The 15712-nt window shown below is 71.3% G+C and carries 16 protein-coding genes; 5 read left to right on the forward strand and 11 right to left on the reverse strand.

Annotated elements, in window-relative coordinates; genetic code table 11:
• Window positions 1-14: 14 nt before the first annotated feature.
• Window positions 15-1223, reverse strand: coding sequence for an MFS transporter (locus tag HFP48_RS25690; protein WP_246872478.1), 1209 nt, complete (start codon window positions 1221-1223; stop codon window positions 15-17).
• 117 nt (window positions 1224-1340) lie between these two features.
• Between HFP48_RS25690 and HFP48_RS25695 the strand changes: the two genes are divergently transcribed.
• Window positions 1341-2099, forward strand: a complete 759-nt coding sequence (locus tag HFP48_RS25695; RefSeq protein ID WP_006941671.1) for a M50 family metallopeptidase — start codon at window positions 1341-1343, stop codon at window positions 2097-2099.
• Here the strand turns inward: HFP48_RS25695 and HFP48_RS25700 are convergent, their stop codons facing one another.
• Both HFP48_RS25700 and HFP48_RS25705 read right to left on the reverse strand, forming a co-directional pair.
• Complete coding sequence (locus HFP48_RS25700) at window positions 2100-2762, reverse strand: cyclase family protein (RefSeq protein WP_006941672.1); 663 nt, start codon at window positions 2760-2762, stop codon at window positions 2100-2102. It lies immediately after the preceding gene.
• Window positions 2763-2826: 64 nt separating this feature from the next.
• The gene (locus HFP48_RS25705; protein ID WP_168580278.1) at window positions 2827-4251 is read right to left on the reverse strand and encodes an FUSC family protein; all 1425 of its coding nucleotides are present in this window, start codon (window positions 4249-4251) and stop codon (window positions 2827-2829) included.
• 72 nt (window positions 4252-4323) lie between these two features.
• Here HFP48_RS25705 and HFP48_RS25710 point away from each other — a divergent pair, with 72 nt between their 5' ends.
• Window positions 4324-4836 (forward strand): MarR family transcriptional regulator, encoded by a 513-nt coding sequence (locus HFP48_RS25710; protein ID WP_006941674.1) that lies wholly within the window; start codon window positions 4324-4326, stop codon window positions 4834-4836.
• A gap of 9 nt (window positions 4837-4845) precedes the next feature.
• Here the strand turns inward: HFP48_RS25710 and HFP48_RS25715 are convergent, their stop codons facing one another.
• Window positions 4846-5319, reverse strand: a complete 474-nt coding sequence (locus tag HFP48_RS25715; protein WP_210432783.1) for a hypothetical protein — start codon at window positions 5317-5319, stop codon at window positions 4846-4848.
• A gap of 62 nt (window positions 5320-5381) precedes the next feature.
• A complete protein-coding gene (locus HFP48_RS25720; RefSeq protein WP_029546575.1) occupies window positions 5382-6194 on the reverse strand; it encodes a DUF72 domain-containing protein in 813 nt (270 codons plus the stop codon).
• Window positions 6195-6302: 108 nt separating this feature from the next.
• Here HFP48_RS25720 and HFP48_RS25725 point away from each other — a divergent pair, with 108 nt between their 5' ends.
• Complete coding sequence (locus HFP48_RS25725; RefSeq protein WP_037201226.1) at window positions 6303-6896, forward strand: HdeD family acid-resistance protein; 594 nt, start codon at window positions 6303-6305, stop codon at window positions 6894-6896.
• Between the two features lie 21 nt (window positions 6897-6917).
• Here the strand turns inward: HFP48_RS25725 and HFP48_RS25730 are convergent, their stop codons facing one another.
• Complete coding sequence (locus HFP48_RS25730) at window positions 6918-7328, reverse strand: PPOX class F420-dependent oxidoreductase (RefSeq protein WP_006941679.1); 411 nt, start codon at window positions 7326-7328, stop codon at window positions 6918-6920.
• 156 nt (window positions 7329-7484) lie between these two features.
• Between HFP48_RS25730 and HFP48_RS25735 the strand changes: the two genes are divergently transcribed.
• Window positions 7485-7805: a GYD domain-containing protein gene (locus HFP48_RS25735; protein WP_006941680.1), complete on the forward strand. Its 321-nt coding sequence runs from the start codon at window positions 7485-7487 to the stop codon at window positions 7803-7805.
• A 122-nt stretch (window positions 7806-7927) separates the two neighbouring features.
• On the opposite strand, the gene HFP48_RS25740 is transcribed toward HFP48_RS25735, so the two are convergent.
• A complete protein-coding gene (locus HFP48_RS25740) occupies window positions 7928-9613 on the reverse strand; it encodes an AMP-binding protein (RefSeq protein ID WP_168580279.1) in 1686 nt (561 codons plus the stop codon).
• Window positions 9614-9852: 239 nt separating this feature from the next.
• On the opposite strand from HFP48_RS25740, the gene HFP48_RS25745 reads away from it, so the two are divergent.
• Window positions 9853-10680 carry a helix-turn-helix domain-containing protein gene (locus HFP48_RS25745; RefSeq protein WP_230304361.1) on the forward strand — a complete coding sequence of 276 codons (828 nt, stop codon included), beginning with the start codon at window positions 9853-9855 and terminating at the stop codon, window positions 10678-10680.
• A 78-nt stretch (window positions 10681-10758) separates the two neighbouring features.
• Here the strand turns inward: HFP48_RS25745 and HFP48_RS25750 are convergent, their stop codons facing one another.
• The 4 genes from HFP48_RS25750 to HFP48_RS25765 all read right to left on the reverse strand — a co-directional run bounded on the left by HFP48_RS25750 (window position 10759) and on the right by HFP48_RS25765 (window position 15712).
• Entirely contained in the window at window positions 10759-10974 is a 216-nt protein-coding gene (locus tag HFP48_RS25750) for a hypothetical protein (RefSeq protein WP_246872479.1), read from the reverse strand.
• Window positions 10975-11140: 166 nt separating this feature from the next.
• A complete protein-coding gene (locus HFP48_RS25755) occupies window positions 11141-12268 on the reverse strand; it encodes an acyl-CoA dehydrogenase family protein (RefSeq protein WP_168580280.1) in 1128 nt (375 codons plus the stop codon).
• 1 nt (window position 12269) lies between these two features.
• The gene (locus HFP48_RS25760) at window positions 12270-13478 is read right to left on the reverse strand and encodes an acyl-CoA dehydrogenase family protein (protein WP_006941685.1); all 1209 of its coding nucleotides are present in this window, start codon (window positions 13476-13478) and stop codon (window positions 12270-12272) included.
• A 32-nt stretch (window positions 13479-13510) separates the two neighbouring features.
• Window positions 13511-15712 (reverse strand): acyl-CoA dehydrogenase, encoded by a 2202-nt coding sequence (locus HFP48_RS25765; RefSeq protein WP_168580281.1) that lies wholly within the window; start codon window positions 15710-15712, stop codon window positions 13511-13513.

Genomic DNA, 15712 nt, shown 5'->3' on the forward strand with positions numbered 1-15712 from the left:
TTGATTGTCGGGTGTCAATGGGTGTCCGCTCCGAGTGCCTCGACGACCGGCCGGCGACGCACCACCGCGACCTCGGCACCGCAGACGCAGGCCAGGAAGAACCCGCAGAAGGCGTAAGTCGCCGGGCGCAAGCCGATTCCGTCCGCCAGGAATCCCAGCCCGAGGATCCCCGACCCGACGGTGGCGTATCCGGCGAGCCACACCATGGACACCACTTCGGCGGTCCGCCCCTCCGGCGCATACCCGCGCGCGAGGGTGAGCCCGGCGAGCTGTGCCAGGCTCTGACCCAGGCCTGCCGCGATCGCGGCCACGACGATGACGGGCACCGAGGCGGCGCCGACGGCGACGGCGATGAGCACCGCGGCCAGCGCGGAAACCGAGAGCCCGACCACCGCGACCCGGTAGATGCTCATCCGGCGGACGAGGAACTGCGCCCCGGCCCCGGCCCCGAAGACCACGAACGACACCGCGCCGGCCAGGGTTCGCGTGTCGTTGCCGAGCAGGTCGGCGATCAACGCCGGGCTGAGGGAGATGAACAGCCCCGCCAGCGCGAAGGGGCTGCCGGCCACAGCCATGGACAGCAGCACGGTTCCCGCGATCTCGCGCGGGATGCTCGGCAGCTGCACCCAGCGACCGCCCACCCCGGCCGGACGACCGCCGACGGCGGTCAGCGGTATCGCGGCCGCCGCCAGCGGAACGATCAGCACCAGGAAGACCAGCCGTGTGGGCGCCGGCGCGACGTCGGCCAGCACCCCGGAGAGCAGCGGCCCCACGGCCGACCCGGCGACGGGTGCCGCGCTCGCGTACAGCGCGGCACGCGCTCCGCGGCCGGGGCCGAACGCGTCGGCGATCGCCGCCGACCCCGCCGCGCCGAACGCCCCGGATGCGAGGCCGATGAAGAACCGCCCCGCCTCCAGCCACAGGGGCGTGCGGGCCGTCGCGAACACGAGGCAGGCCACGATCGCGAGACCCAGGGCGGGCAGCAGGACGGCCCGACGTCCGAATCGGTCCGAAGCGCGGCCACCGAACACCAGCGCCACGACCGACCCGACTATGTAACTGACGAAGATCAGGCTGACCGTGCTGGGGGGAAATCCCATCTCGCGCTGCCAGACCACATACAGCGGAGCCGGGGCATTGCTCGCCGCGAACACGAGGAACACCGACAGTGCGATCCACGACGGCCGAGCCACCCGGCGCCTTTCCAGAACCTCGACCGGCACCCGGCCTCCCTATTGATATGAATAATTAGCCCCTATAGAGAGTGGCACATTCCCGGCGCCCGTGGAGCGAATTGCCGGCCCGTACGATGGCGGACTCCCGAGAGAAAGGTGCCGACCGTGGACCCTGAGGCCGATCCGTCCACGCCACTCGAGTCCTTCGGGTCGGCGGTCCGCGCCGGATGGCACGCCGTCTCCGCGGTGAGCGAGCCCGCGCCGCCCCTGCTCGTCGCCCTCACCGCCACCGTCGCGCTGGTGCTGGTGACGGTGCGCCCGCTGTGGCTGGTGACCCGGCATGTGATCACCCAGGCACACGAGGGCTCGCACGCGCTCGTCGCACGGCTCGTGGGCCGGCAGCTGGCGGGCATCCGCCTGCACAGCGACACCTCGGGGGTGACCGTGTCCTCCGGCAACCCACGCGGGCCGGGCATGATCGCCACCGCGTTCGCCGGGTACACCGGCCCGGCCGTGCTCGGGTTCGTGGCCGCGACCCTGCTCACCGTCGACCGGCCCGCAGCGGTGCTGTGGTCCGTGCTGGCCGCGCTCGCCCTGCTGATCCTGTTGATCCGCAACTTCTTCGGATTCGTCTCGGTGCTGGCGGCCGGCGCGGTGATCGGGACCGCCGCCTACTACGGCGACGAGCTGGTGCGCTACACCGTCGCGTACCTGACCACCTGGGTGCTGCTGTTCGGCGCCACCCGGCCGGTGCTCGAACTGGCGCGCACCCACCGGCGCGGCCGCGGGCACGGCTCCGACGCGGATCAGCTGCGGTGGCTCACCCGGGTGCCGACGGCGGTATGGATCGTGGCGTTCGCGGTCGTCACGCTCGGTACCGCGGCGTACGGCACCGCACGCATCGTCGCGACGCAGGTGCCCTGATCACGGCTCGAGCGCGATCGCCACGGCCCGCACCGGGGCGCCGTCCGCGTCCCGCAGCCGCAGCGGAAGAAGACTGATCAGCGGATCGGGAAAGTCGACGAGTTCGAGGTTGCACAGGTTCTCGCACACGATGCCGCCGGCCTCGGCGACGAGGCGATGCGCGGGATAGTCACTGCCGAGGGCGGAATCGATGCTCGGGGCGTCGAGGCCGATGGTGCGCACGCCCCGCCCGAGCAGCCACCGGCACGCGTCCTCCGACAGATAGGGGTGCTCGAAGTAGGCATCGGTGCCGTAGTGCTCGGCCCACCCGGTATGCAGGAGGACGATGTCGCCGGGGCCCGGGTCCGGCCCGCCGGCCACCCCGTCGACGACGTGCCGCCGCGTCACCGCGGTGCGCGGCGGCAGGCCCCGCACGTCCAGGACGATCCCGCGACCCACGAAATGTTCGAGCGGCACCCGGTCGATCGGCGCGGCCCCGGCGCGCATGTGCAGCGGGGCGTCGACGTGCGTTCCGGTCTGCGAGCCGATCTCCACCCGCAGCAGGTTGTACCCGTCGCGCTCGAGCGTCGCGTGCGGCGTGAGCACCGGCACGGGATCGCCCGGGTAGACCTGGGTGTCGCCGGAGACGGTGCGGCTCAGGTCGACGATCCGGCGCACGCGCATGCGCCGATGCTAACGGGTGACCCGCGATCCGCGGCGTCACGCAGCCCCGCCGCGCGGGGCTCACTCAGCGCACCGGCGCTGCCGTGAGGTGATGCCGGTCGGCGCGGTCGATCGTCGCGGCCGCGACGAGCACGCCGACCACCACACCGACGAGGGTGTCGGCGATCCGGCTCAGCGCGATCTCCGGCCCGACGGACGCCCCGAGACCGGTGAGGAGCAGCGCCATCGCGGTCACCGCGACGGAGGTCGCTGCGTAGTTCTTCATCACGTACAGTTCCGCCACCGTCTGCAGGACGACGATGGCCAGCGCGTACGGCCAGTAGTCGAGGGACAGCGCGAGCAGCGCGGCGGCGAGCACCGCGCCTGCGACGTTGCCGAGCAACCGCTGGATCGCGCGCTGCACGGTGTTCCGGTAGTTGGCCCCCTGCAACGCGGCCATCGCGCCCATCGTCGCCCACAGCGGGTGCTGCAGACCGGCGGCCTCGGCGAACCAGCCCGCGATCAGCGCGGCGAGCAGCACCCGGCCCGCGCCGACGAGAAGCGCGCGATCGCGCAACCGGGCGAATCCCTCTCGCGCGAACCCGGCGGGCCGCTCGAGGACCGGCGCCCCCGCCGCATCGACGCGAGGAATCGCAATGTCGCGCCGCACCTTTCTCAGCTCGGCCTCGAACAGGGCGAATTCGGCGACGCGATCGGCCGCGACGCCGGATGCGGCCCCGTCGACGACCGTCTCGGCCGCGTCGAGCAGCGCAAGCAGTTCGTGGGTGTGCCGGTCGGTCCGGCTGAATCCGAGCGCGAGAACCTCGTGGGCGCGGGCGATCGCCGCCCGGGCGCCCGGCACGGCCCGTTCGCCGTCGCGTTCGATCGCCGCGACCGCCGCCAGGGCCCGGGCCACGGCGAGCCGGGCGGGACCGTGCGGGTGATGCAGCGCGGGCAGCATCGCGACGGCCCAGCCGACGAGCGCGCCGAGGGCCGTCGCGACGACCACGTCGCGCACGTCTACGGCGGTGCGGGCGAATCCGGCGGCACCGGCCGCGGCGAAGATGAGGATCACCGGGCCGGGGCCGGACAGCCGGAAGGCGCCGAGGATCCAGAAGGCGATCGCGGCCGCGACGGAGAGCACCGCGATCTGCGTCCACATGGCTGCACCGGTGGTCCCCACGGCGGCACCGAGTGCGGCGTACCCGACCACCCCGAGGCCGACCACCGCGATCTTGCCGGCCTGCTGCGAGTAGGGCTCGTGCCGGCCGAACGCCGAGGCGAGTGCACCGAGTGCGGCGAAGCCGGCCGGATGCGGCAGATCCAGCAGCCCTCCCGCGACGAGGACTACGAGAACTGCCGCCCCGACGCGCAGCGCCGGAGCGCGCGTGGCGTCCGCACTGCGGAACTCGAGCGACTCGCGCCACGCCGTCGGCGAGAGGGAGTGCGCGAGGGCGATCCGCGAGTGACGGAGGCGGCTGCGGTCCGGGACAGAGGTAGCGAGGGGCACTCCCCCAGTGTAGATACTTCACGTATAAATTAAATATAAATCGATTGTGAGACTCATCGCTAGAATGGGCCCATGACGGACGCCACCCAGCCCGAGGACTTCGTCGACCGCGTGCGGGTCGGCTGGGCCGAGACGTACCCCGACATCGACACGCGACCCATCGACGTCGTCGGCCGCATCACGCGGATCAGCTCCCTGGTGCTCGCCCAACTGGACCGCGAACTCGTCCCCAGCGGCGTCACGCGCCCCGAATTCGAGGTGCTGTGCGCCCTCGCCCGCAGCGAATCACCGCTGCGCGCCAGCGAAGTCACCTCCGTCACCGGACTGAGTGGCGCTTCCACCACCAAGCACGCGGACCGCCTCGTCGGGCTCGGCCTCGTCGAACGTCAGCGCTTCGAGCGGGACGGTCGCGTGGTCCTGCTCGCACTCACCGATGCGGGGCGAGCCGTGGTCGACACCGAGTTCCCGCGCCGCCTCACCCGGGAACGCCACCTGCTCGACGGATTCACCGACGGCGAACTCGACACCCTCACCGCTCTGCTGCGGCGCCTCACCCGCGAGGTCGAGGCGCAGACCCGGCCCTGATCCGGGACGTCAGGGCAGCTCGATCGTCTCTGCGCGTTCGATCTCGCCCAGCGCGCGGCGCAGGTAGAGCTCGGGACCCGCCCGGCGTGCCGCGAGCAGATCCGCGAGCACGACCAGCCCCGCCCGCAGGTACTCGTCGGGGCTAGCCTTCGGCGCGTCGGGATCGGACACCCCGAGCGTGCCGGTGAGCACCGCGACCAGCGTGTCCGGCTGCAGTGACGGCAGCCACGTCGACGCCGTGCGCGCGCTGCGCTCCAGCACCGCCTGCACGTCCTCGCCGGTCAGCCCGTCCGGATGCAACTCCTCGAGCAGTTCCCGCATCATCGTCGCGTGTACCCCGGCGACCTGCTCGTACGGCAACGCGGCGAGCTCGGCCACCGCGTCCTCCCACGCCGGCACCGACTGCGCCCGGGCCGCGGCGAGCGCGGTCGCGGTGTGATCCGCAACGTCGCGTGCGATCTCCGGCCACTGCGTTGGCCACACGATGTCCTCCTGGGGTTGCCGACGTGTCGGCGCCAGCCTGCCAGCCGGCACCGACATCCGTGTCACACCCGGCGTTGCAGCTCGAGCGCGTCCCACGGCGCGTAGCCCTTGATGTCGTTGTCGAAGTACACGTACACGTCGCGCCCCTCGGAGCGCCAACCGCGGATCCGGGCCGCCCACTCGTCCAGCGCCTCGGGGGTGTAGCCGCTGGCGTACAGCTCGGTGTCGCCGTGCAACCGCACGTAGACGAAATCGGTGGTGGCCTCGGTGAGGAACGGGAAGCGGCCCGCGGTGTCCGCGACGACGAGGGCGACGTCGAGCCGGCGGAGCAGGGCGGCCGCCTCCTCGTCGGCGAAGCTGGGGTGGCGCACCTCGAGCGCGTACCGGATCGGCCGGTCCGCGTCGATCTCGGTCCACACCCGGTCCTCGCGCACCTTGTCCGTGTGCCGCGCCGCGAGCGCCGCGGCCTCGCGCGTCGACGCGGGCAGGCTCGTGAGAAATGCGCCGAGGCGCTCCGGCTCGAATGCCAGAGTGGGGGGCAGTTGCCACAGCACCGGTCCGAGCTTGGGACCGAGGGCGAGCACGCCGGAGGCGAAGAAGTTGGCGAGGGCGTCGTCCACGTCGACGAGACGCTTCATGTGGGTGACGAACCGTCCGCCCTTGACGGCGAAGACGAACCCGTCCGGCGTCTCGTCGCGCCACCGCAGGAAGCTCGACGGCCGCTGCAGCGCGTAGAAGGTGCCGTTGATCTCGATGGAGCCGAACCGCTCCGCGGCGTACTCGAGTTCGCGGCGCTGCGGCAGGCCGGACGGATAGAAGTCGCCACGCCACGGGGCGTACCGCCAGCCGGAGATCCCGATCCGCACCTGAGCCACCGCTACACGGTAACGCTCGTCACGACTGGGAATCGGATCGTCATTCGGCGGGCGCCGGGCGCGGCACGGGCCTACGCTGTGCCCGAACTACGAGACCGCATCCTAGGAGTGGCCGTGTCCGAGAGAGCTTTCACCGCAAACGATCAGTTCAGTCCCCTGTTCAAACAGATGTGGTGGTTGGTGCTGATCCGCGGCATCCTCGCCGTGTTGTTCGGCGTGGTCGCCCTGGTGTGGCCCGGGATCACCGTCTGGGCCCTGGTGGTGGTGTTCGGCATCTATGCCATCGTCGACGGCGTGGTGCTCGTCTACCACTCGATTCGTGACCGGGCCCGCCTCGACGGCTGGGGCTGGTGGCTCGCGATGGGCCTGGTCTCCATCGCCGCCGGCATCGTCGCCCTCGTCTGGCCGGCGGCCACCGCGCTCGTGGTGCTGTACATCATCGCGTTCTATGCGATCCTCTTCGGCGTCACCGGCATCATCGGTGCGCTGAGCTTCCGGAAGGTACCGAACTCCGGGTGGGGATGGTCGCTGTTCGCCGGGATCCTCGCCGTCCTGCTCGGCGTCGTGCTGCTGATCTTCCCGGGCAGCGGCATCATCAGCCTGATCTGGTTGCTCGGCATCTACGCGATCCTCTTCGGCGTGCTGCTGATCGTCCTTTCCTTCCAGATCCGCAAGGTGGCCAAGGCGGCCGGGCTCGTGTGAGCCCGGCCGCCCGGGGCCGGCTCAGGCGACGTCCTTGAGCCGGCCCCACGCGTGCCAGCGGTCGATGTCGATCCAGGCACTCACCCGCGGCCGGTTGCGCACCCCGTACGGCTTGCCGGTGTAGTGCCGCGCGATCCGGTCGATGTCGGTCAGTTCCGGGTCGTCGGCGAACTCGGTGACCCGGCCCTGGATGCTCACGTGCGTCACCCAGTCCGTCGGGTCCATGGCGCTGAGACTGACCCGGGGATCGCGCCGCAGGTGCCCGAGGCGGGTGCGACCGGCGTCCATGTTGACCAGGATGCGGCCGTTCTCGAACAGATACCAGGTGGGCACCGACACCGGATGTCCGTCGGCGCGCAACGTGCTGATCGTGGCGTAATTCGGCTGGGCCAGCATCTCGGCGACGGCCTGCGGCAGCGGGGCTTCGGGCACGGCGTGGTCCTTTCCTCGGCGGACGGTGGCGGATGTTCGATCACGAACCTACGCCGGTTCCGGCGGAAACCATCCCGCGACAGGGCCTCCGGGCCGACGATGGGAGGGTCCACGAGCCCGACCATGGAATGGTCCGACAGCCGAGGAGCTGAGAACATGCCGAAGTACCTGTGGCAGGTCACCTACACCCCGGAGGGCGCGCAGGGACTGCTCTCCGAGGGTGGTTCCGTCCGTAGTTCCGCCATCACCGAGATGGTCGAGAGCGTGGGCGGCAGCGTCGAGTCCGTGCACTTCGCACTCGGCGGGCACGACCTCTACGTCATCGGGGAGGTGCCCGACGACCTCGCCGTGGCCACGCTCGAGTTCCGCACCCGGGCGTCCGGCATCGCGCGTTCCGTGCCGATCCGGCTGCTCACCCCGCAGGAGATGGACGACGCGGTGCATCGCAACGCCGCGTACCGGACGCCCGGGCACTGAGCGGGCCGCTCCCCCCCGAGCACCGAGCGGGCCGCTCCCCGGGCACCGGCGACGAACTCGAGGCGCAGGTCTCCGGGTACTTCGCCGATCGCCCCGCCCGGCTCGGGGTGCCGTCGTTCCGGTCAGGCGACCGGGGTTGTGGCCACCGATCGGGCCGGAAGCAGTCCCGCCCGGCCGTGCGCGACGAACTCGGCCTCGTAGCGGTCCCGCGCGTCCTCGCCGAACGGAACGTACTCGCTGGTTCGTCCCACCCGGACCAGGACCGGATCGTCGGTGCGCCACGCCGCGGACCGCAACGGCGCCTTGTTCACCTTGTTGCTGCCTGTCAACGGGATTCGCTCGACGATCCGCACGAACCGCGGCCACCACTTGTCGCCCATGTCCGGTTGCGCGGCGAGAAACGAACCGAACTGTCGCCCGTCCAGGTGCGCGCCGGGCGACAGTTCGAGTACACACATGACCTGGTCGCCGGTGACCGGATCGGGCACCGCGAAGACCGGGGCGGACAGGACCGCCGGATGACGCTGCAGAATCCGTTCGATCGGTGCCGCGGAGAAGTTCTCGCTGTCGACCCGTAGCCAGTCGGAGGAGCGGCCGGCGAAGTAGAAGTACCCGTCGGCATCCCGGTATCCGAGATCCCCGGACCAGAAGTCGTCGCCCCGGACGCGGTCCGCCATCGCCCCCGGGTTCTTGTAGTAGCCCTCGAACATGCCGGCAGCCCCCACCGCGACGATCTGCCCCACCGCCTCGGGGTTCGTCAGCCGGCCGGTGGCGTCGAACCGGGCGCGTGGGCATTCGTGTCCGGTCGCCTCGTCCAGGATCCGGACGTCGGCGTCGCCGGCGGGCAGGCCCAGCGAGCCCGGCGGAGTCCCGGGCGTGCGGTTGATCCGGAACACTCCCTCACTGAGGCCGTAACCCTCGATCACCGTGCAGCCGAATCGCTCGGCGAAACGCGTGACGTCGGCCTCGGAGGCCTCGGTGCCGAACGCCAGTTCCAGTGTGCCCGTCCGGTCCCGGGGATCCTCGGGCCGGCTCAGCACGTAGGACAGGGCCCGGCCGACGTAGTTGACGAACGTCGCGCCGTACCGGTGGATGTCGTCCCCGAAACGCGAGGCGGAGAACTTGCGGACCATCGCCACCGTGGCCCCCACGCGCATCGCCGTGCCCAGGTTGAGCATGAGCGCATTGCCGTGGAACAAGGGCATGCACAGGTAGGCGACCGAGTCCCGGCGCATCTGTGTCCGGTCGACGAGAACGTCGATCAGCCGGCCGAGTCGCCCCTGGCCGACGACGACCGCCTTGGGCGCCCCGGTCGATCCCGAACTGAACAGCAGAAGGGCAAGTTGCTCAGGCGACGGTGTCGCGGCGGGCGGCTCCACGCCGCGGAACGGTGCGAGCAGTTCGGCGTAGGAGTCCGAGTCGACGTTCAGGATCCGCTCTACCGCAAGGCCGTGCTCCTCACCGTGGACCAGGTGCGCGAGCCGGTTCTCGGTGACGAGGAGGTCGACGTCCGCGTGGGCGATGTCGTGAGCGATCTCGGGCCCGCCGCGGCTGGCGTTGATTCCGACTACGACGGCGCCGGCGAGCGCCCCGGCTCCTATCCAGAACACGAAATCGGGCACGTTGTCCAGCAGGACCCCGACGTGGCGTTGCCGACCGGCCGGGGCGGTCACGATCGCCTCGAGAGCGGCTGCTCTACAGGCGCTTTCGGACACCACCTCGTCCCAGGTCCAGTCCCTCCCCTCGAAACGCAGTCCGACTTTCGGGTCGCCTCGCCGCGCGAGCAGCACGTCCGTGAATGTCTCCACCGTCCACCTCCGCTGTGTGCAGCATGCGACGCCTGCCGTCCGGTTCGACGCACCGCCGGGAACCATCCGGTGCGGAATTGTCGCCGCGGCTGCAACGCCTCGATTCTGTACGAGCGCATCACATCAGAGCAGTCACAGTAGACACGGCCCGTTCCCGCCTGACGGGAGCGCACCGCATTCCGCATAGCGCACCAAGCAAATGCTAGGTAAAGTGCACCGAAGGAGGCCAGACATTGACAGTGACGCGTAGTGACTCGATTCCGACGTCGGACATGCCGCGCGAGCAACGCCCCAGCGTGGCGGAACGGTTCACCCAGATCCTCGACGTGTTCGCATCCGGTCCCGACCGGATGTTCCTCGAGGAGATCACGGCCGCCACCGGATTGCCCCGCTCGACCGCCTTCCGCCTGCTCACCCAGCTCGTCGACCTTCACTGGGTCGAACACGACTCCCGCGGATACGGCCCCGGTCTGCGGATGCAGACGATGGCCCGACCGCGGGACTACTCGCAGCTGCGCGCCGCAGCCGCGGGGATGCTCAACGACCTGCAGATCGGCACCGGCGGAGTCGCGCACCTGACGGTGCTCGAAGGCTCGTCCGTCTATTTCCTCGACCGGATCGGGGGCACGGCGAGCGCGGGCATCCCCTCCCAGGTCGCGGCCCGGCTGCCGGCCGAGAGTACCGTCAGCGGACGGGCGCTGCTCGCCGGTCTCGAGCCGGAGAAGGTCGACGCCCTCATGACGGCCGGACCGCACGTACGGTCCCGGGCCGACCTGTCGACACTGCACGACCGTCTGAACCGGGTGCGCCAGCGGCAGGGTCTCGCGTTCGTGCCCGGCCACGCGTGCCCCATGTCCATCAGCGCGGTCGCCGCACCGGTCGTCGGTCCCGACGGCGTCGTGGGTGCGATCTCGGTGGCGTGCCGCGGAACGGTCGAACTCGCCCACATCGCACCGATGGTCTGGGCCACCGCGCGCCGCACCTCGCGGATGCTCACACCCGGCCGGCCCGGTTCCACCGCGCGGACCCGTCTGTCGCACCGAACGCACGTGGGTGTCGTGAACTAGAACGTGGCGGCGCGCCGGAGGTCGTCCGGCGCGCCGCGAATTCGAGCTGCCTGCACACTTTTCCGTCGACGGAACCGGTCATTCCTCGACGCGGACGACCACTCCCCGCGCCTCGACCGTGCGCTCACCGCGGCATTCGATCCAACCCCCGGCGACGGTTCTCCGGCCCTCGATCTCGACGATCCGCGAATACAGATCCAGCGCCTCGTCGAGCGGCGTGCGCCGCAGGTAGCGCAGGTCGAGCGACGCCGTCAGCGAACGACTGCCCCGTGCCTGCATGCGGGTGCTGAGCATGCAGCCCAGCAGGTGAGCGCTGAACCCGCCGTGCACGCTGTCGGGCGGGCCCTCGTGCAGGGCGTTCGCGACCAGCCGGGCGCGCCTCGTCCGCGCCGAAGTGGATCTCGAGCGGTCGCCCGGCCGGTGCCGCGGCTCGCGCCGGTGACGAGCTGCCCGGCGTTCGTCATGCGGGTGCCCCGATTGCTGGTGCGGATCCGAGGACGTCTCCCAGCTCGGCCGCGGTGGCGTCCGCACCGCCGAGGGTGAAGCACAATTGCCGTCCCCACAGGAAGTAGCGGTGGATCGGGTAGTCCACGTCCGCACCGATACCGCCGTGCAGGTGCTGCGTCGCGTGCACCACCCGCAGACCGCCGCGCGACGCCCACCATGTGGCGACGAGAACCGCGGATTCGGCCTCCTGCTCCCGTCCGGCGTCGAGCAGCCACGCCGCCCTCCGGGTGGTGAGCCGGATCGCCTCGGTGTCGAGGTAGGCGTCTGCGGCCCGCACCGCCACCGCCTGGTTGGTCGACAGCGGACGGTCGAATTGGATTCGCTGCGAGGTGTATTCGGCCGTCGTCTTCAGCGCCTGCCCGCACACGCCCAGCTGCACCGCGGCGAGCGCGAGCTGGATCCGGCGGCGCACCCAGGTGACCGTCTCCGCGCCGTCGCCCGGCAGGCGATCGGACGCGGGCACGACGACGTCGTCGAACCGGACGTGGGCGAGGCTGCCGCGGTCGGTTGCGGCGACCGGTTCCACCGTGACACCGTCCGCCCCGGTCGGTATCACCGCGACGGCGAGCGACCCGTCGTCGCACCGGACCGGAACGATCGTCGCGGCGGCCACGGCTGCGGCGGGCACACCGGCGACGGTTCCGCTGACGACCAGGTCGTCGCCCTTGCTCACCGCCGACAGCGAGGTGAGTTCACCGTAGGGCGCGTCGAACGCCGCGACGACGGGTCGGGATCCGTCCACGATGCCGGGGACCAGGCGTTCGACCTGTTCGGCCGTGCCGAAACGGACGATCGCCGATGCGGCCGCCGTCACCGACCACAGCGGGACCGGCGCCACGTGCCGGCCCTGCTGTTCGAGCACCGTGATCAGGCCGAGCAGGCCCATCCCGGCGCCACCGGACTCCTCCGGCACCGCGATGCCGAGCAGACCGGCGTCGGCCAGGGCACTCCACAGCTTCGCGTCGAAGCCGCCCTCGTTCTTCTCCACCTCGACAACCCGGTCGACCGGCGCGAGCTGCCGGAAGAGCTGGGACGCCAGGTCCTGCACACTCGTCAGGTCGTCGTCGAGTTCGAAATCCATGTCAGCTCCTCGTGCTGGTGGGGGCATCGGTGCGGCGACGGGCGGCGAGCGTCATGCCGAGGCACTTGGCGGCGACGATCTCGCGCATCACTTCATTGGTGCCGCCGCCGAAGGTGTTGTTCTGGGCTCTGCGCGCCAGGGTTTCGACGCGCCCCTCGAGGACGGCACCGGGGCTGCCGGGCCGGAGCAGACCCCGCACGCCGAGGATCTCCTGCATCTTGCCGTAGGCGGTGACGACCGCCTCGGTGCCGAAGATCTTCGCCGCCGCGGAATCACCGCCGCCGAGGGTGTTCGCGGCGACGTCCGCGACGAGCCGGAGGTTGACGAGGTCGGCGGCGCTGAGCAGCGCGTACGTCTCCGCCAGATTGGCGCGCACCCAGGGCAGGTCGTAGACCGTCCCGGCGCCCAGGGGCTCGGACTGCGCCCAGGCCAGGACGGCGTCGTACAACTCGTTCGCGATGCCACCGCGGGCGGCGAGCGCCACCCGCTCGTGGTTGAGCTGGTTGGTGATCAGGCCCCAGCCCTGGTTCAGCTCGCCGACGACGTTGGTCAGCGGCACGCGGACGTCGTCGTAGTAGGTGGCGGAGGTGCTGATGCCACCGACGGTGTGGATCTCGGTCACCGAGAACCCGGCCGCCGACGTCGGTACCAGCACCACCGAGATGCCCTCGTGCCGCGGCGCGTCCGGATCGGTCCGGACGGCCAGCCAGATCCAGTCCGCGTAGACCCCGGCGCTGGTGAAGATCTTGTTGCCGTTGATGACCAGTTCGTCGCCCTCGATGCGGGCGCGGGTCTGCAACGAGGCGAGGTCGGTGCCCGCGTTCGGTTCGGTGTAGCCGATGGCGAAGATGAGTTCGCCCGCCAGGATCGGCGGTAGGAAGAAGTCCTTCTGCGCCTGGGTACCGTGCTTCATCAGCGCCGGCGCGACGGTGTTGAGGGTGACGAGCGACAGCGGTGCGCCGGCGCGGATCACCTCGTCGTAGAACACGTACAGGGCCTCGGGATCCTCTCCCCGGCCGCCGTATTCGGTGGGCCAGCCGAGACCGAGCCACCCGTCGCGGCCCATCCGCCGCAGGATGCGGTCGAACACGGGACCGCCCTCGGTCTGGTCGACGAGTGCGCGCCGGTCGTCGTCGTCGATGATCTCGGCGAAGTAGTTGCGCAGTTCGGTGCGGAGCCGACGTGAGTTGTCGGACAGTTCCGGGTGCATGGCCCCTCCAGGTTCGTGTGATGGATTCGGTGTCAGCGCGGCAGTCCCAGCACGCGACGGGCGATCACGTTGAGCTGGATCTCGATGGTGCCGCCGCCGAACAGCACCGCGGGCAGGCCGATGTGGTCGAGCATGTGGCCGTCGTCGTCGACGGCGCCGACCGGGCCGAGCAGCGAGACCAGCCCGCGCGAGCCGTCGCGTTGGGCGAGGGCGCTGAAGACCTTCTGGACGCTGATCTCCGCGCCGGCGTCGAGACCGGACAACCGTCGCAGCACGCTGCGCAGGTTCATCGCCGACAGGGCCATCTCGCGGCCGGTGTTGCGGCCGAGGACGCGCAGCGCGTCGTCGCGGCCGGCGGCGTAGCGGCCCGACTCGACGAGGTCGCGCACCCGCGCGGCCGCGCCGTGCGCGAGCTGTGCGCCCATGCTGAGCCGTTCGTTGGCGAGCGTGGTCACCGCGAGGCGCCAGCCCTGCCCCCGTTCGGAGACCAGACAGTCGTCGGGGACGAAGACGTCGTCGAAGAACACCTCATTGAACTCCGCGCGCCCGGTCGCCTGCCGCAGCGGCCGCACGTCGAGCCCGTCGCTGCGCATGTCGACGAGGAAGTACGAGATGCCCTCGTGCCTGGGCACATCGGGATCGGTTCGGGCCAGGCAGATACCCCAATCCGCCTCGTGCGCCATCGAATTCCACACCTTCTGTCCGGTGAGGATCCAGCCGCCGTCCACCTTGCGGGCCCGGGTGGACAACCCGGCCAGGTCCGAGCCGGCGCCCGGTTCGCTGAACAACTGGCACCAGACGATCTCGCCGCGCAGGGTGGGCGCGACGAAGCGGCGCTGCTGGTCCTCGCTGCCGTGCAGCAGCAGGGTGGGCAGGGCCCACTCGCCGATGACGGTGGTCGGCTGTTCGAGGCCGCGGCGCGCGAATTCGTCCGCGATCACGGCCTGCTCCTGCGGTCCGGCGGCCAGCCCGTACGGCCGGGGATAGTGCGGCGCGACGAGACCGGCCTCGGCGAGGCGGGCGCGACGTGCCCCGCCTCGCGCCGGAGCCCATCCGTCGCTGTGCACCGCGTCGTCCGGCAGTGCCCGTACCTCGTCGAGGACGGCGCCGACCTGCGCGCGCAGCTCGGGTAGCGCATCGGCCTCGACGAAGGAGAAGTCGCGCTCGTCCGACAGTGCGAGCTCACCGAGCCGGCGTGCCCAGACGTCCTCCGGGCCGGCGACGGAGGCGATCGACAGTGCCCGTCGCCAGTACAGGTGCGCGTCGTGTTCCCAGGTGAAGCCGAGACCGCCGAGCAGGGTGACGCATTCGAGCGCCACGTCGACGGCCGCCGGCACTGCCGTCAGTCCTGCCTGCGCCGCCGCGAGCCGCTGCTGCTCCCGGCCCTGCTGCACCGACCGGGCCGCGTCCCACGCTGCGGCACAGGCGATCTCGCTACGCACCAGCATCATCGCAGCCTTGTGCTGCACGGCCTGGAAGCTGCCCACCGGGCGGCCGAACTGGTGCCGGTTGCGGACGTGGTCCACGGCGGTGTCCAGCGCCCACGCCGCAAGCCCGGCCGCCTCGGCGCCGAGCACGGTGTTGACGATCAGCTGCACGTCGTCGTCGTCGATCGCCGGGAGCAGGTGCTCGGGCGTGATCGCCGCTCCGGACAGTCGCAGTCGTCCCACCGAGCGGGTGGGGTCCACGCCGTCGGCGAGCTCGACCTCTCCGGCCGCGGGCGGGAGCCGGAACCACACGGGCGCGCCGTCGGCGGTGGCGCGCACGATCACCTCGTCGGCGCCGGGCAACCCGAGCACCGGCTCGGAGACACCGGTGACCGTCCATCCCCGCCCCGACGTGATCGCGACGAGACCGGGGGTGGTGACGACGGCACCGGTCGCTCCGTCGGCGAACCGCCGCAGCAACTCCGCCGCGGTGCCCTCGGCCGGGAGGGTGGCGGTCAGCGCGCCGGCCACGACGGTGGGCACCCATGGCCCGGGTACCAGGGCGCGGCCGAGCTGCTCGGCCACGACCGCGAGTTCCGGCAGTCCCGCCCCACCGCCGCCGTGCTCCTCGGGCAGGTGCAGGGCGTGCAGGCCCTGCGCGATGCACGCATCCCAGATCTCGGGCCGCTTGCCCGCCGCCAGGTCGGCGAACGCGGCGCGGGTGCGTTCGATCGGGGCATGGCGACGGGCGAGGCCCGCGACGGAGTCGGCAAGGTCGCGATGGTCGGCGTCGAGTGCAATGGCCAT

It is taken from the genome of Rhodococcus sp. DMU1 (genome assembly GCF_012272955.1).
Classification (GTDB): Bacteria; Actinomycetota; Actinomycetes; order Mycobacteriales; family Mycobacteriaceae; genus Rhodococcus; species Rhodococcus aetherivorans.

Excerpts from the sequence above, each read along its gene's own strand:
- HFP48_RS25750 (WP_246872479.1), bottom strand. The coding sequence starts at position 10,974 with ATGCTCAGCACCCGCATGCAGGCACGGGGCAGTCGTTCGCTGACGGCG.
- HFP48_RS25710 (WP_006941674.1), top strand. The coding sequence starts at position 4,324 with ATGACGGACGCCACCCAGCCCGAGGACTTCGTCGACCGCGTGCGGGTC.
- HFP48_RS25755 (WP_168580280.1), bottom strand. The coding sequence starts at position 12,268 with ATGGATTTCGAACTCGACGACGACCTGACGAGTGTGCAGGACCTGGCG.
- HFP48_RS25765 (WP_168580281.1), bottom strand. The coding sequence starts at position 15,712 with ATGGCCATTGCACTCGACGCCGACCATCGCGACCTTGCCGACTCCGTC.
- HFP48_RS25760 (WP_006941685.1), bottom strand. The coding sequence starts at position 13,478 with ATGCACCCGGAACTGTCCGACAACTCACGTCGGCTCCGCACCGAACTG.
- HFP48_RS25700 (WP_006941672.1), bottom strand. The coding sequence starts at position 2,762 with ATGCGCGTGCGCCGGATCGTCGACCTGAGCCGCACCGTCTCCGGCGAC.
- HFP48_RS25735 (WP_006941680.1), top strand. The coding sequence starts at position 7,485 with ATGCCGAAGTACCTGTGGCAGGTCACCTACACCCCGGAGGGCGCGCAG.